This is a genomic window from Lysinibacillus sp. RU7 (genome assembly GCF_057837305.1).
The window spans coordinates 21,536-40,586 of record NZ_JBYQFK010000008.1 but is presented as its reverse complement, the minus strand read 5'-3'; the positions used below and the strand labels follow the sequence as shown (position 1 = coordinate 40,586).

Genomic DNA, 19,051 nt, shown 5'->3' with positions numbered 1-19,051 from the left:
ACCGAAAGTTTTTACTTTCTGTACACCTCCTCTGCAATGTTAGAAATAGTTTATTTTTAGTATGCCTTTTTTCTCTAAAATCGGCTTAACTTAAATAGCTCATTTGATAATTTTGGTTTTCCATCGATCACCATTTGTGCGAGCATTTCCCCGATTGCACTACTAAATTTAAAACCATGACCAGAGAAACCTGATGCAACAATGACGTTTTTATGTTCAGGTAAATAGTCAATGATAAAGTGCTCATCAGGTGTCATTGTATACTTACATACTTTCCCTTCTTTTAATGCGCCAACTTGCGGCATATAAGATTGAATGAATTGCTGTAAATCCAATGCATCCGTTTCATCAAAAGGTCGTAGCTCGTCGTTCGGGTGAATCGTTTCACCGCCGTCATGCCGCCCAATTTTATAACCAGCTCCATCAATACTAGGAAAACCGTAGTAACACGCATCTTTCAGTTCGACCGCAAAGGCAGGAAAGTTTTCTTGTCCGTAAAGCCCTTCTTCTACTTCAAACCAAGCGAATGTTTTACGGATTGGATTGAGGGGTAAACGGAATGGTTTCAACAATTCACTTGTCCAAGCTCCCGCACAAACAATGCAAGTGTCTGCTTCATATGTAGCAACAGCTGTTTCTACTACAACCACGTCACCACATGTAATGTTTTGAACAGGCTCATTTACATGAAGTGTAGCGCCTGCTTTTATTGCTAATTCCTTGTATGCAGTTATACAATCTTCTACACGAAGGACACCTGATGTGGGCTCAAATGCAGCAATCATATGATCATCTACCTTGATACCAGGCCAACGCTTTGCAATTTCTTTAGCGTTTAATATTTCAAGTGGCAAATGAAACGCTTGAGCACTTTCAATAACGGTTTGCACAAACGGGTTGTTCTTGTCACCAATGTTTACTACGCCTGTTTTTAACAACAACTGTTTATTCACTTGGTATTCAAGTTCTTGCCACAGTTCTGCAGCCCGTAAAGCAAGTGGTACATAGTCCATCCCTTCTCCGTAAGCGTAGCGAATAATGCGCGTTTCGCCATGATGGCTTCCATTTGTATGGGGAGGGTCAAATGCATCAATCATACATACTTTTTTGCCAGCTTTCGCTAAAAAATAAGCAGCAGCCATCCCCATTGATCCAGCACCAATAATAATCGAATCAAATTTCATATCGTCACAACTTTCTTTTTATTCTGTATTATAGCGAAATTCATTTTACTAAAGGAAGGATAGTAAGATTTATAGTAAAAGATTGCTGTTTGTAGAAAAAGAGGAGAATTAGAGAAAACATATGTTACATACTATCCACAAAAGGAACAGATACTAATAGAAAAAGGAGCAATATGTATGGCAGTGTGCCCTTTATGTAATGCATTGAAAACAGTAGAAATGACTTGTCCAACATGTAAGGCCAGATTAGAGGATTCAGGAAAAGTATCTGATTTTTTAGATCCGTATGGTCATTATAACGATGAAGAGACTGTAAAAATGGGGGATGGATACCCTAATACAGCGAAAGATCAAATTTGTCCGCATTTAATGGTTTGTCAAGAATGTGGATATGATGAGGTCAAATTTATACAAGAGACATAGGCGCTTCTTATTTTGGGAAGGAGGGGCATACCTCCATAGGTTGAAGGTATACCATAACAGTTTAAGTAGTTCTTTGGGCTAGTAGCTCATGGTGAATTTCATGTGTTGGCATCGGTTTATAGTATAAATAACCTTGGGCAACAGGGCAATTTAATTGATTTAAAATAGTTGCTTGCTCAGTTGTCTCAACACCTTCAGCTACAACATCAAGCCCTAAGCTTTGTGCCATTGTAATAATGGATTTGACGATCGCGTAATCATTTTCTTCTGTGATATCTTGCACAAATGCGCGATCAATTTTCAGTTGTTGAATAGGTAAGCGTTTTAAATAATTTAGTGAAGAATACCCCATACCGAAATCATCAATTGAAATATAAATAGCATGACGTTGCAATGCTTGTAGCTTTTTAATTACTTCTTCAGGGTTGTTCATCGCGATACTTTCTGTAATTTCAAGCTCTAAATAACGGCCTTGTAAGCCAGTTTCCTCTAAAATGGACAACACTTTATCAATAAAATCAGGCTGCTGAAATTGTTTGAGTGAAATATTAACAGCTATTCGAATATTGTCAATGCCGTCATCCAACCACTGTTTTCTCGTTTTACAAGCATGTCGTAAAATCCATTCGCCTAGTTTAATAATTAGCCCCGATTCTTCAGCTATCGGAATAAACTTAGCAGGTGAGATAAATCCTTTTGTCGGATGTATCCAACGTACAAGTGCTTCAACTCCAATAATTGTCTCTGATGTAATACATACTTGGGGTTGATAATGTAGCTCAAATTGATAATTGTTAATCGCCTCATTTAATAGATTGGAGATTTCAAATGTTTCAGCTACTTCATCTTTCATGGAATCATTATAAATCGTATATTGATTTTTACCATTTTCCTTTGATTTGTACATAGCCATATCAGCGTTTTTAATTAATACATCAAGTGTTAATCCGTGGGCAGGATACAGGCTAATACCGATGCTTAATGTTGTAAAGAATGACATATCATGTACGACAATAGGGTTGTTTACAGTATGTAAAATACGGTGTGTTCGTGAAATGACTTCCTCTACATTTTTAAAATTTTGCATGACAACAATGAATTCATCTCCACCAAATCGGTATATGGCATCGTCTTTTTCTAAGCAGTGTGCAATTTTTTGTGATAAAACGACTAATAATTCATCCCCAATACGATGTCCGAGTGTATCATTGATTGATTTAAAATGATCTAAATCTATAAAAAGTATAGCTAAGTTATTGGAGGATTGAAGTAAGCGATTTATTTCTTGCGTTAAAGATGCTCGGTTAGGTAATTTAGTGAGTACATCAAAATAAGCTAATTGATTTATATGTTGTTCATGTTGAATTTGAAGCGAGATATCGCGTGTAACACCTCGATAACCGATTAGTTGGTTGTTCGTATCAAATATGGGTAACGTATTTGTACTTAAATAGACAACTTCACCCGATTTTTTCTTTTTTTTATATATAATATTTCGGAAAGTGGTCAGATTTTTAGACTGCCTAGTATGTACCTCTTCACCTGCGTAGACTGGCCTGGCATTGCTTTCAAACTGTTTTATAAATGTTTCTCTTACATGATTTTTGTCATTATTCGTCATATAGTCGAATTTCAATGTTCCAAGTAACTCATTAGGAGAATAACCTAAAATAGAACTCGCTCGTTCTGAGACATATGTATAATGCCCATCTAAATCTGTTTCCCAAACATACTCGTCAAAGGCGGTTACGACATCGCGAAAACGCTTTTCACTCTCAATGAGTGCAAGCCGACTATTTGACACTGCTTCGTACACTTCAATTAATTCTGGTGAGAAAGCGGATAGGTCAATATTTTCTTGCTCACTTTTAATTTGGTCCTTAAATAACTTTAAGTTGTTAAAGTATTGATTCGTAATGATGCGAGAACCAATTAATCCAATAGCAATCATACTAAACAATAGTAATGACATTTTAACGAAAGCATCTTTGAACAACGTAAATAAATCCTCTACTAATACATTGGTCCATATATGACCAATCATTTCACCATCACGAATAATAGGATGAATATTGGCAACTACATAATTCTTGCGTGTTGGCGAATAGTTATAAAGCTTTAACGGTAGACCTGTTGTATACACTTCGCTAACCTCAGATGTTTTGCTCATATCCGTTAAACCAGCTTCATCAAAATTGGGTCCAAATGCAACAACTGAGTTTAACTCTTTCGAATAATAACCTGCGCCAAAATTTACGTAGGAATCGGTGATATTATTGATATAAGGCTGCAGTTTTTCGTTTAAACTAGCGACTTTTTCTGCATCTGTCATGTTAGGGTGTTCCAGTAAATCATTATAAGTACCTGTTAGACTATTATCTAATAATGTACTAATCGAAGTCACTTCGTTGTATTTGTCATCTAATAATTTATTCCAATTTAAGTAAAGGTCTATACTAAATGTAGCAATAACCGTAAACATGACAAGAGCAGTTGTTAGTATAGAAATTCTTCGCTTAATAGACATTGTTTTATTCACTTCTCTTCTCTCGAAATAGGATAAATAGACTGTTTTCTAATATATGTATATGTTAGTATAATGTCCCTATAATAAAATACATAAAAAAATATAAATAGTACAAAGAAATAGTTAAACAAATGAGATACTGTAATAAATTAAGTGGAATTATGAATATTTAATAGGGAAATCAATAATGGTTCAATACCAAAATATGTTCTTGATTTAAAAATGTAGGATTCTAAAAGCACATGGAGTGAAGGGCGGCGACTCCAGCGGGAAAAGCGAGAAAGTTGAGACCCCGCAGGAGCGAAGAATGAGCGACGAGGAGGCTCAACCTCGCCCGCGGAAAGCGTCCGCCCGTAACGGAATGTGCGGTCAAGTACACGTTTTGGTGAAGAGCCTTAATAATTGAGTAGAAATTATTTTGTTTAAAGTATGTAAAGTGGCGTTATTTCGAAAGTCGAATTATAATATTGGAAAGGGGAGTGTATTATGTCAGTGAAACAATCATTTATGAACTATGTGAAAAAAATGCAAAATTATAGTGAGGCGTTATCGGTTATTTATTGGGATATGCGTACTGGGGCACCTAAAAAAGGGTTGCCACAACGTGCTGAAGTAGTCGGTACATTATCAGCGGAATTATTCGCACTTCAAACTTCTGACGAATTAGGTCAGCTGCTAGAGGAAATTTCAAAGGAAGAATTAGATTTCGTCACAAAGCGTCTATACGAGGAAGTAAAAAAAACGTATGATGAATCGAAAAAAATTCCTGCAGATGAATACAAAGAGTATGTCATCTTACAGTCAAAAGCTGAAGCAGTATGGGAAGAGGCAAAAGCGAAATCTGATTTTTCTTTATTCTTGCCGTACTTAAAACAAATTGTTGAGTACCAAAAGAAATTTGTACACTATTGGGGTATTAAAAATGGCTCAGTGTATAACACTTTGCTAGATAAATATGAGCCAGAAATGACAACGGACATTTTAGATCGTGTCTTTGGAGAACTTCGTGACACCATCGTACTACTTGTGAAAGCAATTAAGGAATCGCCAAATAAACCGGATACATCGATGCTGTTTAAACATTTTCCGAAAGAAGGGCAACGGGCGGCTTCACTTGAGCTTTTAACGCAACTTGGCTACGATTTTGAAGCAGGTAGACTCGATGAAACCGTACATCCGTTTATGATTGGACTAAATAGTGGGGATATTCGTGTCACAACGAAGTACGATGAACATGATTTTCGTTCAGCGATTTTTGGCACAATTCATGAATGTGGTCATGCCATCTATGAACAAAATATTAATCCGGAGCTTAATGGACTGCCTTTATCAAAGGGTACATCAATGGGCATTCATGAATCACAGTCATTGTTTTATGAAAATTTCATTGGTCGTAATGAACAATTTTGGAAGCATAACTTCAAGTTACTACAAAAACATTCACCAGAGCAGTTTGGCGATGTAGCAGTAGAGGATTTCTTACAAGCGATTAACTTTGTGGAGCCTTCATTTATTCGAATTGAAGCAGATGAGTTAACATATCCGCTGCATATTATGATTCGTTATGAAATTGAACGTGAATTGTTTGATGGAAACTTGCAAGTGGAGGATTTACCACAAGTATGGAATGATAAGTATGAGCAATATTTAGGTATTCGTCCGAAAAACGATGCGGAAGGTGTACTGCAAGATATGCACTGGAGTGGTGGGAGCTTTGGTTACTTCCCGTCATATGCATTAGGCTATATGTATGCAGCACAGTGGAAGGCCGCGATGGATCAAGCTATTCCAAACTTTGATGAGTTATGTGGCAAAGGGAATCTCCAGCCAATCCGTGAATGGTTAACAGAAAAAGTACATCAATACGGAGCATTGAAAAAGCCATTTGAATTATTACAAGAGGCAACAGGGGAAGGTCTTAATGCTTCCTATTTAGCGAACTATTTAAAAGAAAAGTATACGGCTTTATATCAATTGTAAAAAATCTCCCCCAACTCAACTGGAGATGGGGGGGATTTTATTTTTACCAGAACTGGAACCCTTTTGAACCTGCTGGTGAGTTCGTAATAATTTCATAGATTGGGATTGTGTAAGCAAACAAGATGAGCGCTACTAAAATGATACCCCATACTTTAAAGTTTTCTAGAATGGCTGGTGTTTTTTCAGCACCAGCAGCAACTTCCGCAACAGGGAACTCTTCTTGCCCTTTCGGTGCAAACCAAGTTAAGTTTATAACGATATACATAATAAGGATAATCGCGATAAATAAAATGGTACCACCAATTGCTTGAGCGATTTGATACGGAACCCAGTCATAAGCCATTTCAGCACCACCGTACGTTGAAAACTCAGAGCGGCGAGGAGCCCCTAGTAAGCCTGCAATATGCATAGCAAAAGACATAATGAGCATTCCTGTACCCCAAAGAATACCTGAAATGTTACCTAAGTAGTTTAATTTTGGTGTGAGCGTTCGTCCCGTTAAATGAGGAATTAACCAAAATGCTACGCCAAAGAATGTTAACACGACTGCCGTTGCCACTGTTAAATGGAAGTGACCTGTTACCCAAATCGTATTGTGAACTAATTGGTTCATTTGGTGAGAAGCGTTTACGATACCGCCTGCACCACCAGGAATAAATGCTACCATCCCAATGAATGGTAATAAGAAGCGAGAATCACCCCAAGGTAATGCTTTAAACCAACCAAGAATGCCACGCCCACCGAGTTCGCGACCACGCAGTTCAAATGTGGCGAACATGGAGAAGGCTGTTAATAAAGAAGGAATCACAACAAAGAATGTTAAGACAACTTGAGTGAATTTCCAGAATCCATCAATACCAGGTTCTGTTAATTGGTGGTGAATACCTACTGGGAACGAGAATAGTAAGAATAACATGAATGATAAACGAGCAAGTGAATCAGAGAAAATCTTTGCACCAATCACTTTTGGAATCACAACATACCAAGCCATGTAAGCAGGTAATAACCAGAAGTATACTAATGCATGTCCGAAATACCAGAATAATGTACGAGATAAAAGTATATCAATCCGTTCAACTAAACCGAGTGACCAAGGTAATAATTGGAATAATACTTCGACAGCTACCCCTAAAGACGCTGTAATCCACAAAATCGAATTCACAACCGCCATAAATGTTAGTAAAGGTGACATCTCGCCAGGGTGAGCTTTTTTCCACTCGCGATATTTCATTATTTGCATAATACATAATAGCCAAGAGCCAACTACAACAAGCGTTAAACCAAGATAGAAAATCCAGTGTGCTTGTAGCGGGGCATAAAAAGTATAAAGTACAGTTGCTTTATTTAATAAAACCATTGTTGCAGCAGCAGCGGTACCAATGACCATTAACCAAAAACCAATCCAACCGATTTTGCGTTGGGTGTTTGTAAAGGCACCAGCAGTACGACTAACAGCAGCTAGTTGAAAGCCTAGAATGAAAAAAGTTGTTAAAATAAGCGCGAGTAAAATCCCGTGAACCGTTAACACTTGATAATAGCCAATTTTAATCCCTGTTGGTAATGTGAATTCACCGGAGCGAACTAAAACTTGTAGTAAACCTGCAAGGCCACCTAATAATAAAGCGATAAATGCGACATACATATGTGCCATTGCTAATTTTGCATCTTTGCCTTCTACATGAATAAATTGAGAGACGTTTTTGTGCTTGGGTAATGTAGGCTTAGAATCTTTTTTGATTACCGTTCTTTCCTCTACAAGTACATTACTGGCTGTTTTCTGCATTTTCGTCCACCACCTTCAGTGTACCGTACATGAATGTATGTCCAGTACCACAGTATTCATTACATACAATGACATATTCACCAGCTTGATTCATCTCTGCCACGTATTCAGAAATATAGCCAGGTTCAAGCATCATATTAATGTTTGTTTGAGCAATTTGATATCCATGAATAACATCTTTTGTTGTTGCATAAAACTTAACAACTGATCCAAGAGGAACTTCGATATCACTAGGGTTATAGTTGAATGCTGAAGCCACAAGTACAACTTCATAATCCCAATCTTTTCCCTCTACTTTGTGTACACCTGGGTTGTTAAACGGTGCAATATTGTCTACATTTTCATAATCAATTGTCTTTCTTCCTTCATTTGGGTGTGTACCGTTATGGAAAGCACCAATTCCTAAGATAATGAGAAATGCCACGAGCGCACCACCGCCAAACATAAGCCACCATTTCTCGTACTTGTGTATGTGCATTATAATCCCTCCTTAAAACGTCAGATTAATGTTAAAAACGATCCATGAATATACCAAAACAAGCGCCCCAAACAATGATAATGATTAAACCTACTCCGAACGTCATGAGGAGCGTGCCTTTTAAATCTGCCTCAGCCTTTTTCTTATGTGCCATATAAATCCCTCCTTATCAACTTTTATTAGAGTAGTACGTGTTTTCATCATATAAAAAAAGCTTTTTAGACGATGTGAGAAAATTCACAGGGAGAGGGGGATTTTGTGAAGAAAGTGTGAAAATATTGAAGGATTTAAGAAATGAGAAGGGATTGCGGTAAGTCGTTTGGAAAAGAACTTTGAAACAAAAAAACACGCAAGCCGTTGCTTACGTGTTTAATCTTCTTCGTCAATTGTCAGTAAAATAGTAATGTTACCAATATCACTAATAGTAGCAGGTAATTGAAAAGCATGGTGGAAACCGTATAGCTTCGTATTACCAACCATTACAGTAGGTGGTGTAATATCTAACTCAAGTTCATGTTGACCAGCGTGTGTACAAAGATTTCCTGCAATCATATTACCAAACTCCCCTGTAAATGATTCGAGCATTTCACCTTCAAGTGGCATACCAAACATACTTGAGCCAATACTGCCAAATGTAGAAGGCGAGCCATCAATAATAATACGTCCCTTTAAATCTCCTACAATCCCAATTAATACACCCATTTCCTCCTGAATATAAGGTTCTACTACAAGAGTTGGGGAGGCAACATTTATATTCATAGGTAAAATAGTTTGTAGTGCGTGAATCGTTCCATTTAAAATTGTTTGAATGTGCTTCGATGTACTCATAACCTTATCCCCCTTTTCTTTGCTTTTTCCCCATGGTATCATAAGGAATTTATGTATGTACAGACTAAATATAGTAAGTTAATAGATTGAATATTCAATTCATTGCATTTCTATCATGCAATTTCATGAAAATAGACAGATTTTAAAACAATAAATTAACAGAAAAATAGAAAAAAGTAGTGAATCGTGTAATTTTATAGCCGATTTTCAAGCGCATTCGTGTTACTATATGTTTATGACAAAAATAAGAACAAAGGGGCATTAGAAAGAATGAATGCTTTAGAGCAACAAATTGAAGAGTTATTACAACAATCTTCTATTCAATACACAATCTATGAACAAAATCACGACACAGAACGAATGGAGAAGCTGCATTTATTTGCCCGTAAGCTATTGCAAAAAGAATATGTAATCGGCTTTGCCGGTCACTTCTCAGCAGGGAAGTCGAGCATGATTAACGCACTTTCCGGAGAAAACATTTTAGCGACAAGTCCAATCCCTACAAGTGCAAACATTGTAAAAGTGCATAAATCTGATGAAGATTTTGCGATTCTGTATTTACACAATGAAAAGCCTGTTAAATTTGAAGCAGGGTATGATATTAAACAAGTAAAAGAATTAAGTAAAAATGGTGAGCTTGTATCTCAAATTGAAATTGGTCACTCTACATCCACTTTACCAGCGGGGGTAACAGTCATGGATACACCTGGGGTAGATTCAACGGATGATGCACATGCGATGAGTACGGAATCAGCGTTACATATTGCCGATGTTGTGTTTTATACAATGGACTATAACCATGTTCAATCTGAATTGAACTTCCAATTTACAAAGCAATTAATGAAATACAATGCAAATGTCTACTTAATTGTGAATCAAATCGATAAACACCGTGATGCAGAATTATCCTTTGAGGAATTTAAACAGTCTGTTCACAATTCATTTGCGGCATGGGGCGTTTATCCGAAAGATATTTTCTTTACTTCATTAAAGGCAACAGATCATCCGCATAATGATTTTCCAAAAGTAAAGAAAATTGTCATGGATTCTATGGAAGATTGGCAGGAGCAACTTGTGCTAACAGCGAAAAATACGTTAGTGAAGTTGCATCATGAACATGAGGCGTTTTTAGCGACTGAGAAACAGGAGCGCTTTGAAACATCTGAGGAAGTATTATCTGAAGATGATTGGCAACACCGCGAGGATTTATTAGAACAGTATAATAAATTAACGACGCAAACAGAATTATTCTCATATGAACAATGGACGGAGCGTTTTGAAGAGAAACGGAAAGATATTTTAGATAACGCAGCGATTATTCCAGCTGATTTCCGTGAAAAGTTGCGTGCCTACTTAGAGTCACGTGCAGAAGGTTTCAAAGTCGGTGGTTTATTTACAGCGAAAAAGAAAACGGCTGAAGAAAAAGAGCGTCGTGTACAAGATGTTAAAGATCAGTACCAAACGGTTTTACAATCACAAATCGTCGGTTTAATGAAGTCTTTAATGAAGCAAGCATTAAAAGATGTAGGTGCTTTAACGGATGCGCGTGCGGCAGAGGTTGATGCGCGTGAGTTTACGGTGCCGTTTTCAGTAATTGAAGATCAAGTACAAGGAAACGTCATGGTAACAGGGGATGCCGTCTTAAACTTTGCAAACCGTGTAGCAGAAGCAACAAAACGTTTCTTCGTTCGTGACACAGATGCATGGCTAAAAGAAATGCAACCTGTTTTACAGCAAGTAGCACAAGAAGCAGCAGCACCGGTTCAGCTAAAAATTAATGCAATGAAAGATAAAATTCATGCGATTAAACAAATTCAAGCAATCGATGAACAGAAAGTATTCAGCGATCAGCAAATGAAGCAAAGTTCAAAAGAGACGCGTGCAGCTGCGAAAAATCAATTTGTGAAATGGCAACAAGATTACGAAAAGGCATTAGCTGATATTCGTCCGTTTGATGAATCGATGCTTATACCAAAAGAACAACAGCAAGAAGTATTTGAAGAAATGGCGCTAACGCAAGCAAGTTCATCTCATAATACAGAAGCGGTTGTTGCAAGTGCACTGAAAACTGCTCAAGCGGTAGGGAATGTTCAAGGTTTTAAAGAAGTAGCAAACTTCTTAACGAAAAAGGTAGAGCGTTTACAGAAAAAAGACTTCACCATTGCCTTATTTGGTGCATTTAGTGCAGGGAAATCAAGCTTTTCTAACGCATTAATGGGCTCAAAGGTATTGCCTGTATCGCCAAACCCAACGACGGCAGCGATCAATAAAATCCGCCCGGTCACACCAGAGCATCCACACGAAACAGCAGATGTTCAATTAAAAACAGCCGCTCAACTGTTAGAAGATATTCAAGGCTCCTATGAAGCAATTGGTTTACGTGTTTCTTCATTAGATGAGGCATTCAATCGTGCTGCAGAAGGATTAGCTGTGGAGTTAACAGATGAGCGTTTAAATGTGCATAAATCATTTATTCGCGCTTATTCAGAAGGCTACAATGAATTTAAAGAAAAGCTTGGCACAGTCATTCGTGTTAATCGTGAAGACTTTGAGAAATTTGTTGCGCAAGAAAACAAATCATGTTTTGTTGATAATATCGATTTCTACTTTGATTCACCGTTAACTCGTATGGGTGTCACATTAGTAGACACACCGGGAGCAGACTCGATTAATGCCCGCCATACAGGAGTAGCGTTCGACTATATTCGAAATGCAGATGCGATTTTATTTATTACGTATTACAATCACGCGTTTGCCAAAGCAGACCGCGAATTTTTAATTCAGTTAGGGCGCGTAAAAGATGCGTTTGAACTGGACAAAATGTTCTTCGTCGTAAATGCGATTGATTTAGCATCAACAGCAGAAGAAGCCGAAGAGGTAAAAGGGTATGTTCGTTCAGAATTACAACGTTTTGGTATCCGTTTCCCTCGTCTATACGGCGTATCAAGTTTAATGGCGTTGAAGGAAAAGCAAGAGCAAGCCAATTTCCATTCAGGTATGGCACCATTTGAAGATGCATTCCATCATTTCCTAAATGATGAGTTAATGAGTATTGCCGTACAAGCGTTACACGAGGAAGTAGAAAAGACGCATGCACGTCTGCACGATTTAATCGAACAAACAGAAGAGAACTTAAAGCGTAAAGATGAACGTCTAGCGGAACTGACGCAGCTTGAACAACATGTGCGTAACACATATAGCACAACGAATACCGCGATGCTTGAGTCGGATACAAAACAAGAGCTTGATGAATTATTGTACTACGTTATGCAACGTGTGTACTATCGTTATCCAGACTTCTTCCGTGAAAGCTATAACCCGTCAACATTTGCACAAATGTCGACACAACAAGCATTAGATACGGCGTTAAAAGAAGTATTACAAGCGTTAAGTTTTGATTTTTCACAGGAAATGCGTGTAACAAACTTCCGTTTAGCACAGTTTGTACAAAAGAAAATGAAAGAACGTTTTAAAGAGGATGCACAAAACTTAAAAGAGTTTAACCATAGCTTCTCGTTTTTAGCTTATGAGTCAGAAGAGCCTAGCATTTTAGACTTCGTAGGACCATTTAGTCATCGTGAGAAGTACGCGAGCGTAAAATCTTATTATAAAAATCAAAAAGCGTTCTTTGAGAAAAATGAGAAAGAACAGCTAAAAGAAGCACTGGAAAACTTAACAAAACCAGATGCACAACAATATGTTGAAGATGAAAAGAACCGCCTGCAAGATTGGGCAATGCGTTTTATTGCAGAAGAAGCAGAAGGTTTACGTCTGCACCTGTTTGGACAAGCACTTGAGCAAATTGAAACAGAGCGCATGCTGCTACAAGAGGAAAGCCGTCTTGCAACGTGGAAAGAAATTTATGCACAACTTCAAAAATAAGGAGTGGCTCAGATGACAAATGTATTTGTAACGGTAGATCAAGTAGAGACACCTGCACGTTTTATTGATGTACGCTTTAATTTAATGGACAACAATGAAGGGCGTACACAATACGAAAAAGAGCATGTGGCAGGGGCCGTTTATTTTGATTTGGAAAGAGACTTATCGAATATGTCAAAACAAGATGGTCGTCACCCAATGCCAGAAAAAGAGCAACTTATTGAATTATTTGAGCATGTTGGCTTACATTTAGCAGATCGTATTTATATTTATGACCAAGGGGGAGCACCTTTTGCTCCTCGTGCTTGGTGGATGTTGAAATATGCTGGATTTGAAAATGTCGCTATCGTCAATGGCGGATTTGAAGCATTAAAAAATGCAGGGTATGCTACGACATCAAATAAAGAATCGTTTGATCGTTCGAGTATTACACCGAATTGGCAACAGGACATCTATGCTGATCGTGAATATGTAAAGGCGATTACGGAAGGTAAAAAAGAAGCTGTGTTGCTAGATGCGCGCGCGGCCATTCGTTACCGTGGGGAGCACGAGCCACTGGACCCAGTAGCTGGTCATATCCCAACGGCGAAGAATTTTGACTGGGAGCAAGTAAAAGACGGCGCTCACCTTGTTGTAACAGACGCGCTAAAGCAGGCTGTACCAACGGATCAAGAAGTAGTCGTTTACTGTGGCTCAGGTGTTACTGCTTCCCCCTTGTATACGGTATTAAAAGAAGCAGGCTACAATCATGTAAAATTATATGTCGGTAGTTATAGCGATTGGATTACACAGTATCCTATAGCAACAGGTGAAGAATAGTAGATAGGCGAAATCATTCGTGATTTCGCCTATTTATATAAGGAACTCTGAATGAGCAAAAATACATCCTAAAAATACCAATTAAATAGTAAAAGACATGTATCATAGCCTCCGCGCTTTGCCACAGCCTACACAGGAGCTAAAATAGGCGTGGCCTGTTTGGATCTCCTGTTCCTGCTCCTGACGCTTACGCTTTCGTCGCAAAGAAAATCTTGGCTCCTGTGGCTATGGCGCGCTACGGCAAAAGTAAATACTTCTCAATATGCTAGAAAAACATTTCTCTTCTTTAAAAGAAATCATTTTCTTTCCGTTTGCATGTATAATTGCTCAGCCTCTACCGAAATGGATGAGAATCTTTCTTTATTTTTAAAAACTGATTATTGTACTCAACCAAATGTATTGATTAAGAAAATATTTCCTTTATAGAAGCGTTTTTTTAGAAAAACATGATCAAAAATGACTTGCCCGTTGATTGAAGTGGAATCGGCGAGACTCCTACGGGAATCGCATGAGCTGAAGACCCCGCAGGAAATTTATTTGCGACGAAAGCGCAGCGACAGGAGCACCGAGGTACGAGCGACGAGGAGGCTGAAGCCATGCCCGTGGAAAGCGAGCCGAATGGAGCGGAAATCAACAGTTACTTAACTGGTAATATATGTATATAAATTTGCTCGTTATGAGTAAGGAAGAGAAATGAAAGTACGTGATAGGAGTATGATTATTGGAAAACTACCAATTGGACCTAAATAAAACTGTCGACATTGAGCGGTCAAAAAGCTACGGTATCCGAGCCAAACGTCGCTGCATCCGGTCAAAACTACCTGGCGCGAGCAAAACAATGCCGTATCCCAGCAAAAGTTATGCTGGAACATTAAAATGCATATATGGAGGCTTGTCATGAAAGAAGAAAAAGTATTACATATTGATGCATTTAGCACAACACCAAATAAAGGAAATCCAGCAGGAGTTGTGTTAAATGGTCAGGACTACATAGAAGTGGAAATGCAATTGATTGCAAAAGAAGTAGGGTTTAGTGAGACAGCCTTTGTGCTACCGTCAGAAGTAGCAGATTACCGTATCCGTTTCTTTACGCCAGGTTTTGAGGCGAATTTGTGTGGACATGCAACAATGGGAACAGTTTTTGCGATGAAAGAAGCAGGGATGATTGAACAAAATCGTTTTTTAATTGAGACAAAGGCAGGTATATTACCGATTGAAGTAAAAGAGGAAGAGGGGCAAATACTCATTACGATGCAACAAGCCGCACCTGAATTTATCCCATTTGAAGGCTCTATGGCAGAATTGGCAGCTTCTATTGGATTAGGCGTAGATGAACTGGATGAACGCTATCCTGTCATGTATGGTAGCACTGGTAACTGGACATTGATTGTACCGATTAAGAAACTAGAAAGCTTTTCAAAAATGCAACCACAGCAGGAGAAGTTCCCAGCCCTAACCCCTGCCAAGCCAAATGTATCAATCCATCCGTTATGCTTAGAAGTATATGATGCTGAGAGTACGATGCATGGTCGTCATTTCTCTTCCCCATCTGCTGGCATACTGGAAGACCCAGTAACAGGAACGGCTTCAGGTGTGATGGGTGCATATTATAAAAAATTTATAAAGCCAGATCTCATGCTTCCTGCCACATTAATTGTAGAACAAGGTCATGAAATGAATAAAGAAGGAAAAGTATATGTGCATGTAAATGAAGGCATATCTATTTCCATCTCAGGAACTGCTGTATTTTCAGGAGAAATAGTAGTAACGATTTAAATATTTTAATAGTTTAAGCTTTACTTAAAAATAAGTGTAGACAAAATCAAACTTTGTCTACACTCTTTTTTAATCTGTAATATGAAAATAATCTTTTACAATGTCAATGTAGTGTTGCATAGCAAGTGGTAAGTGGCGGTGACGCAAGTATGTTAAATAGACGGAACGATGTAGTAGTGGGTGATGAATATTTCGTTGGACGATCGAATTAGCAGTCGGTCCTTGTAAATAACTTTCAGGTAAAATCGTAATCCCTAAATTTCCCCGCACAAGTGAGACGGCTGTTTCGAAATGCTCCACTTCATAATAGATATTGGGATTAATATTTTCTGCATGAAAGGCGGTTAAAATATCTTTTCTAGATTGAAATCCTTCAGCACAAATAATAAAGGGCTCATTTTTTAAATCAGCTAGTGTTAAATGCTCCTTTTTGGCGAGTGGATGTTCTTTTGGAAACACGATGACGAGTGGTTCGTCGTATAATTTAATCGCCGCTACGGCATCATCTTCCACTTGTTGGTTTGTAATATTTACATGTGTATGCTGTGTTTTTAAAGATTTTTTCACTTCTGCTGCACTTAATACATCGGCAAGTTTAAAATGCATTTGAGGGTAAATGTTTTTGAGTTGATGAATGGTTGAAGGAACCCAATATTTCACGGATTCAATGACACCAAGGGCTATTTCACCTTGTCCAAATTTCCCGGTTTCATCCAATTCCTGACGTAAAATTTTCACGTTCAATAAAATCTCTTTTGCTCGTGCGTATAATAATTCTCCTACATCTGTAAGCTGTAATTTTCTAGTGTGACGCTCTAGAAGGGGGTGTCCTACCTCGGCTTCCAATTTTTTAATTGCTATGGAAAGAGAAGGTTGAGAAATATGTAATTGTTCTGCTGCTTTTGAATAGCTCATTGAATCAACAAGCTGTATAAAATACTCTAGTTGTCTAATATCCATGCTGTTTAACCTCATTTATAAATTTAAACTATAATTTTATGTATATTATATATTAGATTTATGATAAATGTAACAATATACTTAGATAGTACAGAGAGGAGTTCGTGTAATGGCAAAGACAAATTGGCAGGGGCGAGTAGATCATCCAGTGACACCGCTTACATTAAGATATCATCAAGTAGTAAAAGTGATTGAGCATACCGCTTTATCTCAAGGTGAAAAGACTGTAGCCTTTGTTGGTTTTGAATGTGAAGCAGGTGTAGCACGTAACCAAGGAAGAATTGGCGCAAAAGATGCACCACAAGCTTTACGCCAAGCATTATCAAGTATATCTTGGCATGGTTCGGAAAAAAGTATGCTATATGATACAGGGGACATCGCTTGTCATAATGATGAGTTAGAAGAGGCGCAACAGGCACTTGGTAAAAGAGTAAGGGACATTTTAGAGAAAAAAATTCCGGTCATTGTATTAGGTGGTGGTCATGAAACAACTTACGGTCATTACTTAGGTGTTCGCCAAGCATATCCAGAAGCGAAAATAGGCATTATTAATATTGATGCGCATTTTGATATGAGACCATACGAAAAACAAACTTCATCTGGTACAATGTTCCGCCAAATTTTAGATGAAGATTCAAATGCTTCTTATTGTGTTGTAGGAATTCAACGATATGGAAATACACGTGACTTGTTTGAACAAGCAAACAAATACGGGGTAAACTATATTTTAGAGGATGAGATGCTTGGGCATTTAGAACAAGTACAAGCAAGACTAGCTGAGTTTATCGAAGCACATGAAGTCGTATATGTAACGCTATGTACAGATGTACTAAATGCGGCTGAGGCGCCTGGTGTAAGTGCCCCTTCACCATTTGGTCTATCTGCCATTCAAGTTCGACATCTTCTTCGATTTATCACAGCATTTGAGAAAGTGGTCTCGTTTGATATATGCGAAGTAAATCCTGCGTTAGATCAAGATTTACGTACAGTCAAATTAGGGGCTCATCTTATTAATGAAGTGGTTTTACAATTTACAGATTTATGACACAAATTCGGGGATGATCAGTAATTCGATAAACTATTTATTGAGTAGAACGGAAATCAACCCCAACTTACAAAAGGAGATTAAGAAATGACATTCGATCAGACAGCGACAATTTTCCTAGCCGTATTTGTATTAACAATCGGCACAATTTTAATTAAACGTAGTCCTATTTTACAAAAATTCTGTATTCCGGCACCTGTAGTAGGTGGATTACTCTTTGCAATAATCGTCACGTTTTTAAAATATTTTAACATTGTTGAAATTACAGTGGACACATCATTACAAAGTTTGTTCATGATTACGTTCTTTACGACAGTAGGTCTAGGGGCAAGCTTTAGCCTTATTAAATTAGGTGGGAAATTATTAATTATTTATTGGATTGCAGCTGGTTCAATTGCAGTTATTCAAAATGTAGTTGGGGTTTCTCTTGCAAAAGTATTAGGCATTGAGCCGTTAATCGGTATGATGGCCGGTGCTGTATCGATGTCTGGTGGACATGGTGGTGCAGCTGCTTATGGTCAAACAGTGGAAGCATTAGGCGTTAGTTCCGCATTATCAGTTGGTGCAGCGGCAGCTACTTTAGGTTTAGTTGCGGGTGGTTTAGTCGGCGGTCCTGTCGTTAAATATTTAATGACAAAATATAATTTAAAGCCATCTGAAACAGAGTTACAAAATGCTAAGGAAGTTGAAGAAGTAAAAGAGGAAATTACAACAGACAACTTCTTTACGCAAGTATTACTCATTACATTTGCAATGGCAGTCGGTTCTTATATCGGTACTTGGTTCTCAGAAGCAACGGGTTATGCATTACCAGGTTATGTAGGGGCAATGTTTGCAGCCGTTATTCTCCGTAATATTGTAGACCGTGTAGCGCCAAATGCCATTAATATGCGCATTGTAGACTTAATTGGTGACATTACATTAGGAATTTTCTTATCAATGGCACTAATGAGTATCAAACTATGGGAAATTGCAGAATTAGCATTACCATTATTAATCATTGTAGCGATTCAAGTTCTTATTGTAATTCTGTTCTCAATTTTCATTCTATTCCGCGTTTTAGGGAAAAACTTCGATGCAGCGGTGATGGTTTCAGGTTTCTGTGGTCATACACTCGGTGCTACGCCAAATGCGATGGCGAATATGGCGGCAGCAACAGAGCGTTTTGGTCCATCACGTACCGCATTTTTAGTTGTACCGATTGTCGGCGCGTTTTTAATTGATGTAATATCAATGCCGGTCATTATCTTCACGATTAATATGTTTTCATAAAATGAGCATATAGCGCAGCTTAGGCAATATTGGAGCTAAATGTTTATAAGAAGCAAAACACCAGAATGTTCATCAAATACATTCTGGTGTTTTT

Annotated in this window: 14 protein-coding genes; 7 read left to right on the top strand and 7 right to left on the bottom strand. The window is 38.0% G+C overall.

The features are described 5' to 3' along the window. Window positions 1–74: 74 nt before the first annotated feature. Complete coding sequence (solA, locus tag AC3II9_RS07685; RefSeq protein WP_489154520.1) at window positions 75–1,184, bottom strand: N-methyl-L-tryptophan oxidase; 1,110 nt, start codon at window positions 1,182–1,184, stop codon at window positions 75–77. Between the two features lie 177 nt (window positions 1,185–1,361). On the opposite strand from solA, the gene AC3II9_RS07680 reads away from it, so the two are divergent. After that, window positions 1,362–1,607: a hypothetical protein gene (locus AC3II9_RS07680; RefSeq protein WP_489154518.1), complete on the top strand. Its 246-nt coding sequence runs from the start codon at window positions 1,362–1,364 to the stop codon at window positions 1,605–1,607. 61 nt (window positions 1,608–1,668) lie between these two features. On the opposite strand, the gene AC3II9_RS07675 is transcribed toward AC3II9_RS07680, so the two are convergent. Further along, complete coding sequence (locus AC3II9_RS07675; RefSeq protein ID WP_489154516.1) at window positions 1,669–4,146, bottom strand: EAL domain-containing protein; 2,478 nt, start codon at window positions 4,144–4,146, stop codon at window positions 1,669–1,671. A 474-nt stretch (window positions 4,147–4,620) separates the two neighbouring features. Between AC3II9_RS07675 and AC3II9_RS07670 the strand changes: the two genes are divergently transcribed. After that, the gene (locus tag AC3II9_RS07670) at window positions 4,621–6,114 is read left to right on the top strand and encodes a carboxypeptidase M32 (protein ID WP_489154515.1); all 1,494 of its coding nucleotides are present in this window, start codon (window positions 4,621–4,623) and stop codon (window positions 6,112–6,114) included. 43 nt (window positions 6,115–6,157) lie between these two features. On the opposite strand, the gene AC3II9_RS07665 is transcribed toward AC3II9_RS07670, so the two are convergent. From AC3II9_RS07665 to AC3II9_RS07650, 4 genes are all read right to left on the bottom strand, one after another. Then, window positions 6,158–7,765, bottom strand: coding sequence for a b(o/a)3-type cytochrome-c oxidase subunit 1 (locus AC3II9_RS07665; protein WP_489154702.1), 1,608 nt, complete (start codon window positions 7,763–7,765; stop codon window positions 6,158–6,160). Window positions 7,766–7,877: 112 nt separating this feature from the next. Next, the gene (locus AC3II9_RS07660) at window positions 7,878–8,375 is read right to left on the bottom strand and encodes a cytochrome c oxidase subunit II (RefSeq protein ID WP_489154513.1); all 498 of its coding nucleotides are present in this window, start codon (window positions 8,373–8,375) and stop codon (window positions 7,878–7,880) included. Window positions 8,376–8,406: 31 nt separating this feature from the next. Then, complete coding sequence (locus tag AC3II9_RS07655; RefSeq protein ID WP_391372119.1) at window positions 8,407–8,529, bottom strand: hypothetical protein; 123 nt, start codon at window positions 8,527–8,529, stop codon at window positions 8,407–8,409. Window positions 8,530–8,744: 215 nt separating this feature from the next. Then, window positions 8,745–9,203 carry a chemotaxis protein CheX gene (locus tag AC3II9_RS07650; protein ID WP_489154512.1) on the bottom strand — a complete coding sequence of 153 codons (459 nt, stop codon included), beginning with the start codon at window positions 9,201–9,203 and terminating at the stop codon, window positions 8,745–8,747. 270 nt (window positions 9,204–9,473) lie between these two features. Here AC3II9_RS07650 and AC3II9_RS07645 point away from each other — a divergent pair, with 270 nt between their 5' ends. The 3 genes from AC3II9_RS07645 to AC3II9_RS07635 all read left to right on the top strand — a co-directional run bounded on the left by AC3II9_RS07645 (window position 9,474) and on the right by AC3II9_RS07635 (window position 15,680). Further along, window positions 9,474–13,085 (top strand): dynamin family protein, encoded by a 3,612-nt coding sequence (locus AC3II9_RS07645; protein ID WP_489154511.1) that lies wholly within the window; start codon window positions 9,474–9,476, stop codon window positions 13,083–13,085. A 12-nt stretch (window positions 13,086–13,097) separates the two neighbouring features. Continuing rightward, window positions 13,098–13,904 carry a sulfurtransferase gene (locus AC3II9_RS07640; protein WP_489154509.1) on the top strand — a complete coding sequence of 269 codons (807 nt, stop codon included), beginning with the start codon at window positions 13,098–13,100 and terminating at the stop codon, window positions 13,902–13,904. Window positions 13,905–14,801: 897 nt separating this feature from the next. Beyond that, window positions 14,802–15,680 carry a PhzF family phenazine biosynthesis protein gene (locus tag AC3II9_RS07635; RefSeq protein ID WP_489154507.1) on the top strand — a complete coding sequence of 293 codons (879 nt, stop codon included), beginning with the start codon at window positions 14,802–14,804 and terminating at the stop codon, window positions 15,678–15,680. Between the two features lie 69 nt (window positions 15,681–15,749). Here the strand turns inward: AC3II9_RS07635 and AC3II9_RS07630 are convergent, their stop codons facing one another. Next, window positions 15,750–16,640, bottom strand: a complete 891-nt coding sequence (locus AC3II9_RS07630) for a LysR family transcriptional regulator (protein WP_489154505.1) — start codon at window positions 16,638–16,640, stop codon at window positions 15,750–15,752. A gap of 109 nt (window positions 16,641–16,749) precedes the next feature. Here AC3II9_RS07630 and hutG point away from each other — a divergent pair, with 109 nt between their 5' ends. Both hutG and gltS read left to right on the top strand, forming a co-directional pair. Continuing rightward, on the top strand, window positions 16,750–17,685 hold the full coding sequence (gene hutG, locus AC3II9_RS07625) for a formimidoylglutamase (protein ID WP_489154503.1): 936 nt from the start codon (window positions 16,750–16,752) through the stop codon (window positions 17,683–17,685). A gap of 87 nt (window positions 17,686–17,772) precedes the next feature. After that, window positions 17,773–18,957, top strand: coding sequence for a sodium/glutamate symporter (gltS, locus tag AC3II9_RS07620; protein WP_489154501.1), 1,185 nt, complete (start codon window positions 17,773–17,775; stop codon window positions 18,955–18,957). Window positions 18,958–19,051: the final 94 nt, after the last annotated feature.